The 15,190-nt window shown below is 62.0% G+C and carries 12 protein-coding genes; 9 read left to right on the top strand and 3 right to left on the bottom strand.

The window, feature by feature from the left end; genetic code table 11:
• The first annotated feature begins 3 nt into the window (after nucleotides 1–3).
• The 6 genes from FHT70_RS07710 (at nucleotide 4) to FHT70_RS07685 (ending at nucleotide 8,066) form a co-directional block, all read left to right on the top strand.
• Entirely contained in the window at nucleotides 4–786 is a 783-nt protein-coding gene (locus tag FHT70_RS07710; protein ID WP_097599134.1) for a carnitinyl-CoA dehydratase, read from the top strand.
• A gap of 115 nt (nucleotides 787–901) precedes the next feature.
• Nucleotides 902–2,491: an ABC transporter substrate-binding protein gene (locus tag FHT70_RS07705; RefSeq protein ID WP_085780697.1), complete on the top strand. Its 1,590-nt coding sequence runs from the start codon at nucleotides 902–904 to the stop codon at nucleotides 2,489–2,491.
• Nucleotides 2,492–2,586: 95 nt separating this feature from the next.
• Nucleotides 2,587–3,594, top strand: a complete 1,008-nt coding sequence (locus FHT70_RS07700) for an ABC transporter permease (RefSeq protein WP_183700028.1) — start codon at nucleotides 2,587–2,589, stop codon at nucleotides 3,592–3,594.
• Nucleotides 3,591–4,418 (top strand): ABC transporter permease, encoded by an 828-nt coding sequence (locus FHT70_RS07695; RefSeq protein WP_183700026.1) that lies wholly within the window; start codon nucleotides 3,591–3,593, stop codon nucleotides 4,416–4,418. The genes FHT70_RS07700 and FHT70_RS07695 overlap by 4 nt, the downstream gene beginning before the upstream one ends.
• Complete coding sequence (locus FHT70_RS07690; RefSeq protein ID WP_183700024.1) at nucleotides 4,411–6,042, top strand: ABC transporter ATP-binding protein; 1,632 nt, start codon at nucleotides 4,411–4,413, stop codon at nucleotides 6,040–6,042. Before FHT70_RS07695 ends, FHT70_RS07690 begins: the two co-directional genes overlap by 8 nt.
• Before the next feature lie 20 nt (nucleotides 6,043–6,062).
• Entirely contained in the window at nucleotides 6,063–8,066 is a 2,004-nt protein-coding gene (locus tag FHT70_RS07685) for a CocE/NonD family hydrolase (protein ID WP_183700022.1), read from the top strand.
• Nucleotides 8,067–8,069: 3 nt separating this feature from the next.
• Here FHT70_RS07685 and FHT70_RS07680 read toward each other — a convergent pair whose 3' ends face one another.
• Entirely contained in the window at nucleotides 8,070–8,981 is a 912-nt protein-coding gene (locus tag FHT70_RS07680) for an alpha/beta hydrolase (protein ID WP_183700020.1), read from the bottom strand.
• Between the two features lie 263 nt (nucleotides 8,982–9,244).
• Between FHT70_RS07680 and FHT70_RS07675 the strand changes: the two genes are divergently transcribed.
• Nucleotides 9,245–9,769 carry an RNA polymerase sigma factor gene (locus FHT70_RS07675; RefSeq protein WP_183700018.1) on the top strand — a complete coding sequence of 175 codons (525 nt, stop codon included), beginning with the start codon at nucleotides 9,245–9,247 and terminating at the stop codon, nucleotides 9,767–9,769.
• Nucleotides 9,766–11,877, top strand: coding sequence for a VWA domain-containing protein (locus tag FHT70_RS07670; RefSeq protein ID WP_183700016.1), 2,112 nt, complete (start codon nucleotides 9,766–9,768; stop codon nucleotides 11,875–11,877). The genes FHT70_RS07675 and FHT70_RS07670 overlap by 4 nt, the downstream gene beginning before the upstream one ends.
• Before the next feature lie 57 nt (nucleotides 11,878–11,934).
• On the opposite strand, the gene FHT70_RS07665 is transcribed toward FHT70_RS07670, so the two are convergent.
• Nucleotides 11,935–12,861 (bottom strand): SMP-30/gluconolactonase/LRE family protein, encoded by a 927-nt coding sequence (locus FHT70_RS07665; protein ID WP_183700014.1) that lies wholly within the window; start codon nucleotides 12,859–12,861, stop codon nucleotides 11,935–11,937.
• 220 nt (nucleotides 12,862–13,081) lie between these two features.
• Here FHT70_RS07665 and FHT70_RS07660 point away from each other — a divergent pair, with 220 nt between their 5' ends.
• Nucleotides 13,082–14,155, top strand: coding sequence for a LacI family DNA-binding transcriptional regulator (locus FHT70_RS07660; protein ID WP_183700012.1), 1,074 nt, complete (start codon nucleotides 13,082–13,084; stop codon nucleotides 14,153–14,155).
• Here FHT70_RS07660 and FHT70_RS07655 read toward each other — a convergent pair whose 3' ends face one another.
• The gene (locus tag FHT70_RS07655; protein ID WP_183700010.1) at nucleotides 14,156–15,187 is read right to left on the bottom strand and encodes an L-idonate 5-dehydrogenase; all 1,032 of its coding nucleotides are present in this window, start codon (nucleotides 15,185–15,187) and stop codon (nucleotides 14,156–14,158) included.
• Nucleotides 15,188–15,190: the final 3 nt, after the last annotated feature.

Raw genomic sequence — 15,190 nt, 5'->3', positions numbered from 1 at the left:
GGTTTGAGCGACTACATTCGTACACGACGTGACGGCGGAATATTGGAAGTCGTCATCGACCGGCCGAAGGCGAACGCCATCGACCTCGCGACCAGCCGCGCCATGGGATTGATCTTCCGAGATTTCCGCGACGACCCCGACTTGCGCGTTGCCATCGTCACGGGTGCGAGCGAAAAGTTTTTCTGCGCCGGCTGGGATCTGAAGGCGGCTGCGTCGGGCGATGCAGTCGACGGCGACTATGGCGTGGGTGGCTTTGGCGGGCTGCAGGAATTGCGTGACCTCAACAAGCCCATCATCTCGGCGATCAACGGCATCTGTTGCGGCGGCGGACTGGAGATCGCGCTCTCGACCGACCTCATCATCGCCGCCGAGCATGCGACCTTTGCCCTGCCGGAAATCCGCTCGGGCACGGTCGCCGATGCGGCTTCGATCAAGCTGCCGAAGCGCATCCCCTATCATATCGCGATGGACATGCTTTTGACGGGTCGCTGGCTCGACGTCCACGAAGCGCATCGCTGGGGTTTCGTCAATGAAATCCTGCCCGCCGATCGCTTGATGGCGAGAGCCTGGGAGCTTGCTCGGCTGCTCGAAAGCGGGCCGCCGCTCGTCTATGCTGCAATCAAGGAAATCGTTCGCGAAGCGGAGGGTTCGACATTCCAGACTGCCATGAACAAGATCACCAAGCGGCAGTTTGCGACCGTCGATCGGCTCTATTCGAGCGAAGACCAATTGGAAGGCGCGCGGGCTTTCGCGGAGAAGCGAAGCCCCATTTGGAAAGGACGATAAGGAGGCGGCAGCAACCGCGCATTTTCCCGCATGATGCGGGCACCGGAGGCGGAGAGGAAACCGCCTGCGATTCCGCCCGGAAGTTCTGTCAACGCACCAAAGAAGGAACAGGGGAATGAACGACTACACCAAATACCTCACAAGCCGCGTCACCGCCGGCGGGCTCAGCCGCCGCGAATTCATGGGACGCGCCATGGCGGCCGGCATCACACTTGCCGTTGCCGACAAACTCTTCACCGAAAGCGCAGAAGCCGCCGAACCGAAGCACGGTGGCCACCTGAAGCTCGGGCTCGAAGGCGGTGCCGCCACCGATTCCAAGGATCCGGCGAAATTTCTGTCGCAGTTCATGTTCTGCGTCGGCCGCTGCTGGGGCGATATGCTGGTCGAATCCGATCCGCTGACTGGGGCTGCCGTGCCGGCGCTCGCCGAATCCTGGGAGCCTTCAAAGGATGCGGTCACCTGGACCTTCAAGATCCGCAAGGGCGTCAAGTTCCACAACGGCAAGGAACTGACGATCGACGACGTCGTTGCAACGCTGAAGCGCCACACCGACAAAAGCTCGGAATCAGGCGCGCTGGGCGTTCTCGGCTCGATCAAGGAGATCAAGGCCGATGGCGGCAATCTCGTCCTGACGCTCAGTGAAGGCAATGCCGATATGCCGCTGCTGCTGTCGGATTACCATCTGGTGATCCAGCCGAATGGCGGCGTCGACGATCCCTTGGCCTCGATCGGTACCGGACCTTACAAGCTGACGAGCTTCGAGCCCGGCGTCCGCGCCACCTTCGAGAAGAACAAGGACGACTGGCGCACCGACCGCGGCTACGTCGATTCGATCGAGATCATCGGCATGAACGACGCCACAGCCCGCATCGCGGCCCTGTCGTCGGGCCAGGTGCACTACATCAACCGTGTCGACCCGAAGACGGTCAGCCTGTTGAAGCGCGCACCCAACGTCGAGATTCTCTCGACAGCCGGCCGCGGCCATTATGTCTTCATCATGCATTGCGATAAGGCGCCGTTCGACAATAACGACCTGCGCCTGGCGCTCAAATACGCCATGGACCGCGAAACCATGGTGCAGAAGATCCTCGGCGGTTACGGCAAGGTCGGCAACGATTTCCCGATCAACAGCACCTATGCGCTGTTCCCCGAGGGCATTGAGCAGCGCACCTACGATCCCGACAAGGCTGCCTTCCACTACAAGAAGTCAGGCCATAGCGGTTCGGTTCTCCTGCGCACCTCCGAAGTCGCCTTCCCCGGCGCCGTCGATGCGGCCGTCCTTTACCAGGAAAGCTGCAAGAAGGCGGGCATCGAGATCGAGGTCAAGCGCGAACCGGGTGACGGGTACTGGACCAATGTCTGGAACGTCCAGCCCTTCTCGACCTCCTACTGGGGCGGCCGTCCGACGCAGGACCAGATGTATTCCACCGCCTATCTCTCGACGGCGGACTGGAACGACACCAAGTTCAAGCGCCCTGACTTCGACAAGCTCCTGCTGCAGGCGCGCGCCGAGCTCGATGAAGCCAAACGCAAGGATATGTACCGCACCATGGCGATGATGGTGCGCGACGAGGGCGGCGTGATCCTGCCGATGTTCAACGACTTCGTGAACGCCTCCACCAAGCAGGTGAAGGGTTATGTCCATGACATCGGCAACGATATGTCGAACGGTTACGTCGCAACCCGTGTTTGGCTGGACGCCTAGCGGCGAAGGGCGCGCGCCCTTCCGATCCCCAACGAAGCCGGGACCGTGGGATGAAACCCGCGGTCCTCCCCACGTTTCAGCGCTAGGTCTTCGCCATGACCAATCCTGCCCCAAGCAATGTCCTGCCCGGTCTCCGGTTCCGGCAGCGTTTTCCGCTGTTGGCCCTCATTCTCGAGCGCTTCGTGCTCAGCATTGTCCTGCTCTTTGCGGTATCCATCCTGATCTTCGGCGGGCTGGAAGCCCTCCCCGGCGATTTTGCCACCACCTATCTTGGCCAGTCGGCGACGCCGCAGGCGGTCGCCAATATCCGTCGGGACCTTGGGCTCGATCGCCCGGTGACGACGCGCTATGTCGAATGGCTTGGCAGCGCCGTTCAGGGTGACTTCGGCACCTCCTGGGCCAGCAAGAACTCGGTGAGCGAGCAGATCGGCAAGCGACTCGGCAATTCGCTCTTCCTGGCGGGTTTCGCGGCTGTCATTTCAGTGCCGCTCGCCGTTGGTCTCGGCATGCTGTCGGTGCATTTTCGCAATCGCATGCCCGACAAGATCATCAACGTCATCTCGCTGGCGGCGATCTCGCTGCCGGAATTCTTCATCGGCTACCTGCTGATCCTGTTTTTCGCTGTGAAGTTCGGCATGGCGACCTTCCCGGCGACGGTCTATGACAGCATGGGCTTGGTCGAGCGCTTGAAGGCGATCGCCCTGCCGACGGCGACCCTGGTTCTCGTCGTGCTCGCGCACATGATGCGCATGACGCGGGCAGCGATCCTCTCCGTCATGTCCTCGGCCTATATGGAGACCGCCGAACTGAAGGGTCTGAGCGCCTTCCGCGCCATCGTCAAACACGCCGCCCCGAATGCGCTGGCGCCGATCATCAACGTCGTCGCGTTGAACCTTGCCTATCTCGTGGTCGGCGTTGTCGTCGTCGAGGTGGTCTTCGTCTATCCCGGTATGGGGCAATATATGGTCGATGCGGTCACCGTACGCGACATGCCAGTCGTGCAGGCCTGTGGCCTGATCTTCGCGGCCGTCTACATCTTCCTCAACATGACGGCCGATATTCTGGCGATCGTCGCCAATCCCAGGCTGAGGCATCCGAGATGAGAGCAAGAGACATCCCCATCACCGCCTGGATCGGCATGGCCGGCATCGCCCTCGCCTTCATCTTTGCGCTCTTTGCGCCCTGGATTGCTCCCTATGGCGAAACGCAGGTCGTCGGCGACGTCTGGCAGCTGCCTGACGATAAGTATCTCTTCGGCCTCGACAATCTCGGTCGCGACATCCTCTCGCGGCTGATCTATGGCGCGCGCACGACGCTGCTGGTCGCCTCCGCCGCCACGATCATCTCCTTCTCGCTCGGCGTCATCCTGAGTTTTACGGCAGCGGTGTCGCGCGGGCTGATCGACACGGTCTTTTCGCGCTTCAACGACCTGATGATGTCGATCCCGACACTGATCTTCGCGCTCGTGGTGCTGGCGGTCCTGCCGCAGAACATCGTCGTCCTGATCCTCGTCATGGCCATCCTGGATTCCACCCGCGTCTATCGTCTCGGCCGCGCCGTGGCGCTCGATGTCGCGGTGATGGAATTCGTCGAGGCGGCGAAGCTGCGTGGCGAAGGCAAGCTCTGGATCATCTTCCGCGAGATCCTGCCGAACACGCTGTCGCCGCTTTTGGCCGAGTTCGGGCTGCGCTTCGCCTTCTCGATCCTGTTCCTCTCGACGCTTTCCTTCCTAGGCCTCGGCATTCAGCCGCCCGCCGCCGATTGGGGTGGCATGGTCAAGGACAACAAGGATGGCATCATCTTCGGCATATCGGCCGCCCTCGTACCGGGTACGGCGATCGCCGTGCTCGCCATCTGCGTCAATCTGGTCGTCGACTGGCTCCTGAAACGCACATCCAGCCTCAAGGGAGGGCGCGGCGATGCCTGAGCTTCTTTCCGTCCGCAATCTGAAGATCGAGGCGACCAGTTATCCGCCGGGCGAACCGCCGAAGCGCGTGACGATCGTCGACGGCGTTTCCTTCGATCTTGAGAAGGGCAAGGTTCTCGGCCTGATCGGGGAATCGGGTGCCGGCAAGTCGACAATCGGCCTCTCGGCACTGGCCTATGGCCGCGGCGGCGCCGAAATCACCGGAGGCGAGGTGCGGCTCGGCGGCACCGACATTCTGGCGCTCGGCAAGAACGGCATCCAGAAAATCCGCGGCGCCCGGGTCTGCTACGTCGCCCAATCGGCGGCGGCAGCCTTCAATCCGGCGCACAGGCTCGGCGATCAGGTGATCGAGGCGTCGATCAAGCATGGTCTGATGACGAAAGACGAGGCGCGCAAACGGGCGCTTTATCTGTTCCGTGTTCTCGGATTACCCAACCCCGAAAGCTTCGGTGAGCGCTTTGCCCATCAGGTTTCCGGCGGCCAGCTGCAGCGCGCAATGACGGCGATGGCGCTTTGCTCGAACCCCGAACTCATCGTGTTCGACGAGCCGACGACGGCGCTTGACGTCACCACCCAGATCGACGTGCTGGCGGCGATCAAGCATGCCATCGAGGAAACGCATACGGCCGCGCTCTACATCACCCACGACCTTGCCGTCGTCGCCCAGATCTCCGACGACATCATGGTCCTGCGCCATGGCCGCCAAGTGGAATATGGCAGCGTTCAGCAGATCATCGAGGCGCCGCAACAAGATTATACGCGCGCCCTCGTCAATGTCCGGCAAGCCTATCGCGAGGAAGCTTCAGACCAATCGGCGGCCCTTCTTAAAGTGGAAAATCTCAGCGCCGAATATTCCAACGGCTTCAAGGTGCTGCACGATGTTTCGCTGCATGTGCCGAGGGGGCAGACGCTTGCGGTCGTCGGCGAATCCGGCTCGGGTAAATCGAGCCTGGCGCGCGCCATTACCGGCCTCTTGCCGCCTAGCAGCGGGCGGATTGTCTTTGATGGGAAACCGTTGATGCCTGATCTCAAGAGCCGGCCGAACGATGATCTGAGACGTATTCAATTGATCTACCAGATGGCCGATACGGCGATGAACCCGCGCCAGACGGTGCGTGACATTATCGGCCGTCCGCTGACCTTCTATTATGGCCTGAGAGGTGCGGCGAAGACCGCCCGGGTGAAGGAATTGCTCGATCAGATCGAAATGGGTAATGGCTTCATCGACCGCTATCCGGCTGAACTGTCGGGCGGTCAGAAGCAGCGCGTGGCGATCGCGAGAGCCCTTGCCGCCAAGCCGGAGCTCATCCTCTGCGACGAGCCGACCTCGGCGCTCGATCCGCTGGTGGCCGAGGGTATCCTCAAGCTGCTGCTGCGCCTGCAGGGGGAAGAGCAGCTTTCCTATGTCTTCATCACCCACGACATCGCCATCGTCCGGGCGATCGCGGACAGCGTCGCGGTGATGCATCGCGGCAAGCTGGTGCGGTTCGGCCCGAAGTCGACGGCACTGTCGCCGCCCTTTGACGACTACACTGACCTGCTGTTGAAATCCGTGCCCGAAATGGAAATCGGCTGGCTGGAACGGGTGCTTGCGACACGCCGCATGGAAAGCGCCGGCAATTGAATGTGAATGAAGGAGTGAGCATGACATCCCGCGGCTTCACCACCATCGAGAATGAATGGATTGAGCTCAAGGATGGAACGCGGCTTGCCGCGCGCATCTGGATGCCCGACGGCGCGGAAGAAGATCCGGTTCCCGCCGTTTTCGAATTCCTGCCCTATCGAAAGCGCGACGGAACCAGCCCCCGCGACGAGTCCACCTATCCGGTGTTCGCGGCCGCAGGCATTGCCGGCGTGCGCGTCGATATCCGCGGATCCGGAGAATCCGAAGGCGTCATCGACGGCGAATATACCGAGCGCGAACTTGCCGATGCCTGCGAGCTGATCGCCTGGATTGCCGCGCAGCCATGGTCGAACGGTTCGGTCGGGATGATGGGCATCTCCTGGGGCGGCTTCAACAGCCTGCAGGTCGCAGCGCTACGCCCGCCGGCGCTCAAAGCCGTCATCTCGATCGCCTCGACCGTCGACCGTTACAACGACGACATCCACTATAAGAACGGCTGCCACCTCTCCGCGCAGCTCTCCTGGGCGGCGACCATGCTCGGCTACCAGTCGCGCCCGCCGGATCCTGCCCTGGTCGGCGACCGCTGGAAGGAAATGTGGCTGGAACGCCTCGCCGGCGAACCGTTCTTCATGGAGGAGTGGCTGGCGCACCAGCGGCGCGACCATTTCTGGCGTCACGGTTCGATCTCGGAGGATTTTTCGCAGGTGGATATCCCGGCGCTCGTCATCGCCGGCTGGGCGGACGGCTACCGCAATACGCCTCTGATGGCGGTCGAAGGTCTCGGCGGAAAGGCGAAGGCCCTGATCGGCCCCTGGGTCCACAAATATCCGCACTTCGCCTGGCCGAAGCCGCGCGTCGACTTCCACAGCGAAGCGATCGCCTGGTGGAACAAATGGCTGCGCGGCGACGACAATGGCATCGACCGACTGCCGCAGGCTCGCGCCTATATTCTTGATGCCGTCAGGCCTGCCGCCCGACGCGACAGCGATCCAGGCTTCTGGATCGCCAAGGACATGTGGACGCCGCCGGGGATGCAATGCTTCTATGTCGAGCAATTCGGCCGGTTGACGCAAGGCATGCCGATCCCGCATGCGCCCGAGCATCCCGTCCATCTCCATTCTCCCCTCGACACCGGCACGGCGTCCGGAGAATATTTTACGCTGAAGCCCGACGCCGAAATGGCCATCGACCAACGCTCAGACGATGCCGGCTCGCTGGTCTTCGACACGGTGCCGCTTGCAGAGGATCATGATTATCTCGGCCGGCCCGTCGTAACGCTTGCGTTGCGCCCCCACGCAACAGGCGGCAATCTCTGCGCCCGCCTGGTCGATGTCCATCCGGACGGCACGGCCACCCGTGTCGCCTTCGGCGTCGTCAATCTCACGCACCGCGATGGCAATGCCGATCCCAAGCCTCTCACGCCGGGCGAGAAAGTGGCGATCCGGCTGGTGCTCGATGCATGCGGCTATCGCTTCCGCAAGGGCCATCGAATCCGCCTTTCGCTTTCGACCGCCTATTGGCCGATGATCCTGCCGCCGCCCGATGATCAAGGGGTCGAGATTGATATCGCCTCGCTCGGCCTGGCGCTGCCCTTGCTCGGGGACCACCGGAAGATCGAAATCGATGAACCGGCCAATCCCGATCCTCTGCCCAAATATATCGAGCATGCGGGCGCCGCGACGAAGCGTCAGGTCGTCCGTGACCTCTCGGCCAACCGCACGGATTATCGCATCCACGAGGAGACCGGGCTTTACGAACACCCGGAAACCGGCCTGTCGACGCGGCAATTGCGCGAAGAGGTCTGGTCGATTTCGCCAGATGACCCGCTGTCGATGACCGGCACCTCGACCTGGACTTGCGACATGCACCGGCCCGGCTGGTTCGTGCGCACGGTCGCGACCGCGCGGATTGCCTGCACCGCGAGTGATTGGATCATCAGCGCCGTCGTCACCGCTTTCGAGGACGATGTGCAGATCTTCGAAAAGATCTTTGCCGAAAAGCGGATCGCGCGCGACCTGATGTGATCGTCAGGCTGATGCGAAATGCCGAACCGCCTCGCAGACGGCGTGAAAGCCGTCGCGCGCGCCTTCACTCATGTGACGGGCGCGAAGCCAGGCATGCACCATCTGCGGCTCCTCCCGAAAGGAGACCTCGACACCCTCCGCTGCAAGCCGGGCCGCATACTGGCGGCCGTCGTCTCTCAACGGATCGAAATGCGCGACCGTGATGTAGGTGGGCGGCAGTTCGGCAAGCGAAGACGCATTCAGCGGCTCGGCGATCTCGCTGCCTGCCGGCGCCTGCAGGATCTCGCGATAATAGGCAACATCGGCCGTGGTCAAGCCAGGCGCCGCAGCCATCTCGACATAGGAGCCGGCGGACAGGTCTCCGCCGAGCGCCGGGTAGATCAGGACCTGACCGACGACGCCGGGTAGGCCTTCGTCGCGTGCCCGCAGTGCAAGGCCCGCCGCAAGATTGCCCCCGGCGCTATCGCCGATCAGCACGACCTTGTTGTTGGCCGAAAGCAGATGCTTCAGCACGGCAAAGGCGTCATCCGTCTGTGCCGGCCAGCGATATTCGGGAGCCAGGCGATAATCGACGGAAACGAGTTCTGCACCGGCAAAATCGGCAATCTCCGCGCAGATGGCATGATGGCTCTCCAGCGAACCGACGACGAAACCGCCGCCATGGAGATAGAGAAGTACCGTGCGCGTGCTGATCTTGCGGGGACGGTAGCGCCGTATCGGAATGCGCTGGACCACGCCGTCGGCAAAAATCATTTCAGGCGGCAGCGGGCGGTCGAACCGGGCGCAAAGGGCATCGTACCAGTTTCGCTGCTGCTCGACCGACGCTTCGACTGCGTCGGTGGGATAGAAACTATCGCAAATCTCGAGAAACTGCAGGATGGCTTTTTCGGTAGGGACAGGCGATGGAGCGGACATGAAGAGTCCTTTCGATTTGGAACATGCAGATCTATGCCCTTGGCCGACTCTGCCATCATCATGCGCCTTCAAAACGGAGGCAATCTGTCTGGTCGCGACCCATGGATGTCGCGGCGTCCACTATTTTTGGCCTGCGGGGCGGAGACTTGCCGCCGCTTCAGAAAAAGCCATAATTTTTTTGCCGTCGACCCAAGGAACGCCATCGGAGAAACGTCTCAATCCCGAAATAGCATCTTGCTTGATAGCTTGGGGGTAGGTGCGCATTGGATGCGGAGCTCATAGAACGGGCGCAGCGCGGTGACCGGGAGGCCTTTGGGAAGCTGGTCTCGCGCCATTATGATTTCGTCCATGCGACGGCGTGGCGGTGGTCGGGCAGTTCCACCGATGCGGACGACATCGCCCAGGACGTCTGTGTCAAGCTCGGCGCGGCGATCCGCGGCTTTCGCGGCGCCAGCCGCTTCAGGACATGGCTCTACACCCTGACGCTGAACGCCGCCCGCGACCATAGGCGCAAGCTGGCTCGAGAAGAACAGACGTTCCGTGCTTATGCCGCCGAACCGCTGCCCGATGCGCCCAGTAAGAATGACGATGAGATATCGAGCGAATTGTGGGCGGCCGTGCGCGCTTTGCCGGAAAGGCAATGCGACGCGGTGCTGCTCGTCTATGGCGAAGGCCTCAGCCATTCCGCTGCCGCCGATATTATGGGCTGCTCGGAAACAACCGTCTCCTGGCAGGTGCATGAAGCGCGCAAGAGACTGAAGGCCATGCTCGGCAAGGAAGAGGTATGACCGTGGACAAGGAACTGGAAAAACTCTCCCGCACCGCGCCGCCTGCAGCCGATCCGGAGGCGCGCGCGCGTGCGCTTGCCGCCGCCATGCAGGCCTTCGACGACGCAGGAAATGATACTGCCGCAGCCCAAGGAAATCTGAAGGGCTGGCGTCATAGCTCCATCATCAATCGGATATGGAGCCCTGCCATGAACAAGAAATTCCTTGCCGGTTCAGCCCTTGCGACGCTGCTCGTCATTCCCGCTGCCGGTTATCTCGTGATAGCGCTGAATCACAGCCGGCTCCCGATCGTCGATCAGAAAAAGATCGCGAGTGACGTCTCGCAAAATAATGCGCCAGAGCCGGCCGAACCCGTCGAGGTCGCACCTCAGCTTGCCCAAGCACCGGCGAAAGAGAAGCAGCCGGCAGCTCAATCATCGGAGGCTGATAGCACCCGAGGCTTGCAGAACGAGGAGCAGTCGGCCGCCGCTAAACCCGCTGCGCCTTCCGAATTCGATGCCGGCGAGATCGCCCCGCTGACGAAGTCCGAGGGCTCGGCTGCGGCGCTCGGCGCGGCCAAACGCGTCGCGCCGGCCGCTCCCGGCGCCCCTCAACCGCAATTGGCAGAGTCGATGGCCGTCGCCCCCTCGCCTTTGCCGCCGGCGGAAGGGCGTGTGCAGATCCAGCCCGATGCCAATCGCGAGCGCTTTGCCAAGGCTGCGGCAAATCCGGTCAAGAGCGTTGCAACCGACCCGGTTTCGACCTTCTCCGCCGATGTCGACAGCGCCTCCTATTCCTTTGTCCGCCGATCGTTGACGAGCGGGGCGATGCCCGATCCGCAATCGGTTCGCGTCGAGGAAATGATCAACTATTTCCCCTATGACTGGCCGCGTCCAGACAATGCCGATCAGCCTTTCAAGGCGACCGTAACGGTGATGCCGACACCGTGGAACCACGACACGCAATTGATGCATGTGGCGATCAAGGGCTATGATATCGCGCCGGCGACGACGCCGCGTGCCAATCTGGTTTTCCTGATCGACGTTTCGGGTTCGATGGACGAGCCGGACAAGCTGCCGCTGCTGAAGAGCGCCTTCCGTCTGCTGGTCAACAGGCTGAAGGCCGACGACACCGTCTCGATCGTTACCTATGCCGGCAATGCCGGCACGGTGCTGGAACCGACACGCGTGGCCGAACAATCGAAAATCCTCTCGGCGATCGACAGACTGGAGCCCGGCGGCTCGACCGGCGGCGCCGAGGGCATCGAGGCGGCTTACGATCTTGCCAAACAGGCCCTCGTCAAGGGCGGCGTCAACCGCGTGATGCTGGCAACCGATGGCGACTTCAATGTAGGCCCGTCGAGCGACGAGGACCTGAAGCGCATCATCGAAGAGAAACGCAAGGACGGCATCTTCCTGACCGTTCTCGGCTTCGGACGCGGCAATCTCAACGATTCCCTGATGCAGACGCTGGCGCAGAACGGCAATGGCAGCGCCGCCTATATCGACACCCTGGCGGAAGCGCAGAAGACACTGGTCGAAGAGGCCGGATCGACACTGTTTCCGATTGCCAAGGACGTCAAGTTCCAGGTCGAGTTCAATCCGGAACGGGTCGCCGAATATCGGCTGATCGGCTACGAGACGCGCGCCCTTAACCGCGAGGATTTCAACAATGACCGCGTCGATGCCGGCGATATCGGCTCTGGCCACAGCGTCACGGCGATCTACGAGATTACGCCCAAGGGAAGCCCCGCGGTGATGAACGACGATCTGCGCTACGGCGCGGAAGGGAAGGCGCCGACCATAACGCCGGACAATGCCCACCGGGGCGAGATCGCCTTCGTGAAGATACGCTACAAGCGGCCGGGCGAGGATAAGAGCGCCCTCATCACCACGCCGGTCGGCGACGTCAATTCGGTCGCCAGCGTCGATGCCGCGCCACAGGATGTCCGCTTCTCGGTGGCCGTCGCCGCCTTCGGCCAGAAATTGAGCCGCCTCCCCGCCCTCGACACTTATTCCTATCAGGCGGTTGCCGATCTCGCTGCGGCATCGCGGGGGGCGGATCCCTTCGGCTACAGGTCGGATTTCCTCAATCTCGTCAGGCTGGCCGACGGCCTCAGTCAACGGTGAGCGGCGAAGCACCCAGAAAGCGCGGTCGCCCGGAAGCGCGGCCGCGCCTGCATGAGTTTACCCCGGTCTCGATCCATTGGCCGTGAGATAAACGGCGTAGAGAGACGTAGTCCCGGTGATAAAGAGACGGTTCAATTTCTCTCCCCCGAAAGCCACGTTGGAGACGATCTCGGGAATATGGATCTTGCCGAGCAGCGTGCCATCCGGATCATAGGCGTGCACGCCGTCGGCCGCACTTGTCCAGATCCTGCCCTTCCGGTCCACGCGAAACCCATCGAACATGCCGGCATTACATTCTGCGAACAAGCCGAGGTCGCTCAGCGTCCCGTCGCCTGATACCGCGAGCTTTCGGATATGACGCGGACCATCCGGCAAGTGCGATGCACCGGTGTCGGCGACGTAGAGAACCGACTCGTCGGGCGAGAAAGCCAGACCGTTCGGCTTGATGAAATCCGACGTCATCTGATCGGTCACGCCAGTTTCCGGATCATGTCGGTAGACATGGCATCCGCCGATTTCCTCTTCGCCATAGTCGCCTTCATAGTCGTGAAGTATGCCGTAGCTCGGATCGGTAAACCAGATTGTGCCGTCGGACTTGACGGTCACATCATTTGGAGAATTGAGCCGCCTGCCCGCGATCCGGTCGGCGAGCACGCTGACCTTGCCGTCGAACTCCGTCCGGGTGACCCGGCGTGCCAGATGCTCGCAGGTGATCAGCCGGCCCTGATTGTCGACGGTGTTGCCGTTCGAGTTGTTGCTGGGCGAGCGGAAGACGGAGGTATGTCCGCTGGTATCGTCGTAGCGCATCATGCGGTTGTTCGGGATATCCGAGAAGACCAGATAGCGTCCGGCGGCAAACCAGGCCGGTCCCTCCAGCCAGCGGCCGCCCGTCCAGAGGCGTTCGACGCGAGCATGGCCGACGAAGCAGCTTTCAAAGCGCGGGTCGAGGACCTCGAACCCGGTACCTTCGATTTCACCGAACATAAGTCTTCCTCCTCAAGATTGTTATCGATATCATAATGCTCGGATCTCGGAGATTCGTATAGCCGGCAAGGCGCCGGTAACCTAGCAAATCCGGTGAGAAGCAGGCTTTTCCGGCTGGGGAACCGCATACTTCCTGGATAAAATCGATTGTGCGATGATAGCGATAACTTTATCGTGTGCTGAATTATACAATTCCGGCGTTGTTTGAAAGCGGAGAGCAGTGAAAAACGACGATGAGCCAAAGGTCAAGCGCCTCAAGGCTGGAGACGCTCAAAAGCTGACGATGGCTGAGGTCGCCAAATATGTCGGCGTATCGGCCATGACCGTTTCGCGCGCCTTTCGCCAGGATGCAAGTGTTTCCGAAGAAACGCGAAAGCGCATCATGGAAGCCGTCGACGCGCTCGGCTACGTGCTGGATCTCTCCGCCGGCAGTCTTTCCTCGCGGCGCAGCGGCTTCATCGCGGCGCTGGTGCCCTCGATCAACAATTCGAATTTCTCCGACACCGCCCGTGGCATTACCGATGCACTGGAGAATACCGGCCTTCAGCTTCTTCTCGGCTATACCGACTATTCCGCCGAGAAAGAAGAAAAACTGATCGAGGCGATGCTGCGGCGGCGCCCCGAAGGCATCATCCTGACAGGCGGTTCGCACACCGACCGCGCCCGACGCATGCTTGATAAGGCAGGCATTCCGGTGGTGGAAACCTGGGAGCTTCCGGAGGAGCCGATCAACCATGTCGTCGGCTTTTCCAATAGCGAGGCGATGTCGCTGCTGGTGCGGACGCTGGCCAGCCAGGGCTATCGGAGGTTCGGCTATATCGGCGGGACGACGGCGCGCGATACGCGCGGCAGCCAGCGGCGAAGCGGTTTCCTGAAGACGGTCGAGGAACTGGGCCTCGGGCCGGGCCGGGCGATTTCCTTCGGCGTACCGCCGATCACCATGGAACAGGGCGGTCAGGCGATTATGAGCCTGCTGGAGCGCTGGCCGGACACGGAAGTGGTTCTCTGCGTCTCCGACCTTTCCGCCTTCGGTGCGATCATGGAATGCAAGCGCAGGGGAATGAAGGTGCCGGGAGATATCGCCATTGCCGGCTTCGGCGACTACGAGATCTCGTCAGTCTGTCATCCCAGTATCACCACGATCAATGTCGACTGTTACGGCATCGGCCGGCAGGCCGCCGTCCGCCTGCTCGATGCGCTGCAAGGCAGCGGCGAGGCGACCGGCGACGAGATCACATTGACGAGCTACAGGGTCGTGCTGCGCGAAAGCACAGACCGCGCCCGCGCTGCATAGTCAGAAAGCGATCTGCACCTTCATCGATTTGCTGCGGTCGCTTGCCAGTTCGAAAGCGGCGACGGCCTCGTCGATTGCGAAGACGCCTGTCAGCAGCGGCTTCAGATCGACGCGGCGCGCGTTGATCAGCTCGACGGCGAGCCCGAACTCCTCGTGAAAGCGGAATGTGCCGCGCATCTCGATTTCCTTTGCAACGATCATGTTTTGCGGAATGGAGACATCGCCGCCAAGGCCGAGTTGCACGAGAACGGCACGGGGCTTCAGCACCTCAAGGCCGGCGCGCACGGCCCGTTCATTGCCCGACGCCTCGAACATGACATCGAAATATCCCTTGTCGGCGCCGTAAGCGGCAAGGTCGGAGGCATGCGTGGCAACGTTGATCGTGCGATCGGCGCCGCTGGTGCGGGCGATCGTCAGAACGCTGTCGGTGACGTCGGTCGCGACGATTTCACGGGCGCCGAGAACGCGGGCGGCCACGATCGCCAGCATCCCGATCGGACCGCAGCCGGTGACCAGCACCCGCTTGCCGAGCAGCGATCCGGCGCGGCTTGCCGCATGCAGCGTGACGGCAAAGGGTTCGGCGAAGGCGGCCTCATGAATAGAAATGCCGTCGGCGACCTTGTGGCATTGCCAGTGCTCCGCCACCAGCCGCTGGCGGAAGCCGCCCTGAATGTGAGGCATGGGCATGGCGCTGCCGTAGAATCGCATGTTCAGGCAGTGGTTCTGCTGTCCCTTCAGGCAATATTGGCAATGGCTGCACGGCCGGCTCGGGGAAACCGCGACGCGGTCTCCCATGGCAAGGTCGCTCACGCCGGCACCCAGCGCCATGACTGTGCCGGCGATTTCGTGGCCGAGGATCATCGGTTCGCGCAGCCGAACGGTGCCGAAGCCGCCGTGATTGTAATAATGCAGATCGGAACCGCAGATGCCGCCGGCTTCGATGGCAACCTCCACCTGCCCCGGTCCTGCAATCTCCGCTTCGCGCTCTTCGACCCTGAGGTCCTTTGCAGCGTGAATGACGATGGCTTTCATGTC

Source organism: Rhizobium sp. BK049 (assembly GCF_014193135.1).
Lineage (GTDB): Bacteria > Pseudomonadota > Alphaproteobacteria > Rhizobiales > Rhizobiaceae > Rhizobium.
This window is presented reverse-complemented; position numbering and strand designations above follow the sequence as displayed.

Coding starts and splice junctions, on each gene's coding strand:
- FHT70_RS07705 (WP_085780697.1), top strand. CDS start 902: ATGAACGACTACACCAAATACCTCACAAGCCGCGTCACCGCCGGCGGG.
- FHT70_RS07700 (WP_183700028.1), top strand. CDS start 2,587: ATGACCAATCCTGCCCCAAGCAATGTCCTGCCCGGTCTCCGGTTCCGG.
- FHT70_RS07695 (WP_183700026.1), top strand. CDS start 3,591: ATGAGAGCAAGAGACATCCCCATCACCGCCTGGATCGGCATGGCCGGC.
- FHT70_RS07690 (WP_183700024.1), top strand. CDS start 4,411: ATGCCTGAGCTTCTTTCCGTCCGCAATCTGAAGATCGAGGCGACCAGT.
- FHT70_RS07685 (WP_183700022.1), top strand. CDS start 6,063: ATGACATCCCGCGGCTTCACCACCATCGAGAATGAATGGATTGAGCTC.
- FHT70_RS07680 (WP_183700020.1), bottom strand. CDS start 8,981: ATGTCCGCTCCATCGCCTGTCCCTACCGAAAAAGCCATCCTGCAGTTT.
- FHT70_RS07670 (WP_183700016.1), top strand. CDS start 9,766: ATGACCGTGGACAAGGAACTGGAAAAACTCTCCCGCACCGCGCCGCCT.
- FHT70_RS07665 (WP_183700014.1), bottom strand. CDS start 12,861: ATGTTCGGTGAAATCGAAGGTACCGGGTTCGAGGTCCTCGACCCGCGC.
- FHT70_RS07655 (WP_183700010.1), bottom strand. CDS start 15,187: ATGAAAGCCATCGTCATTCACGCTGCAAAGGACCTCAGGGTCGAAGAG.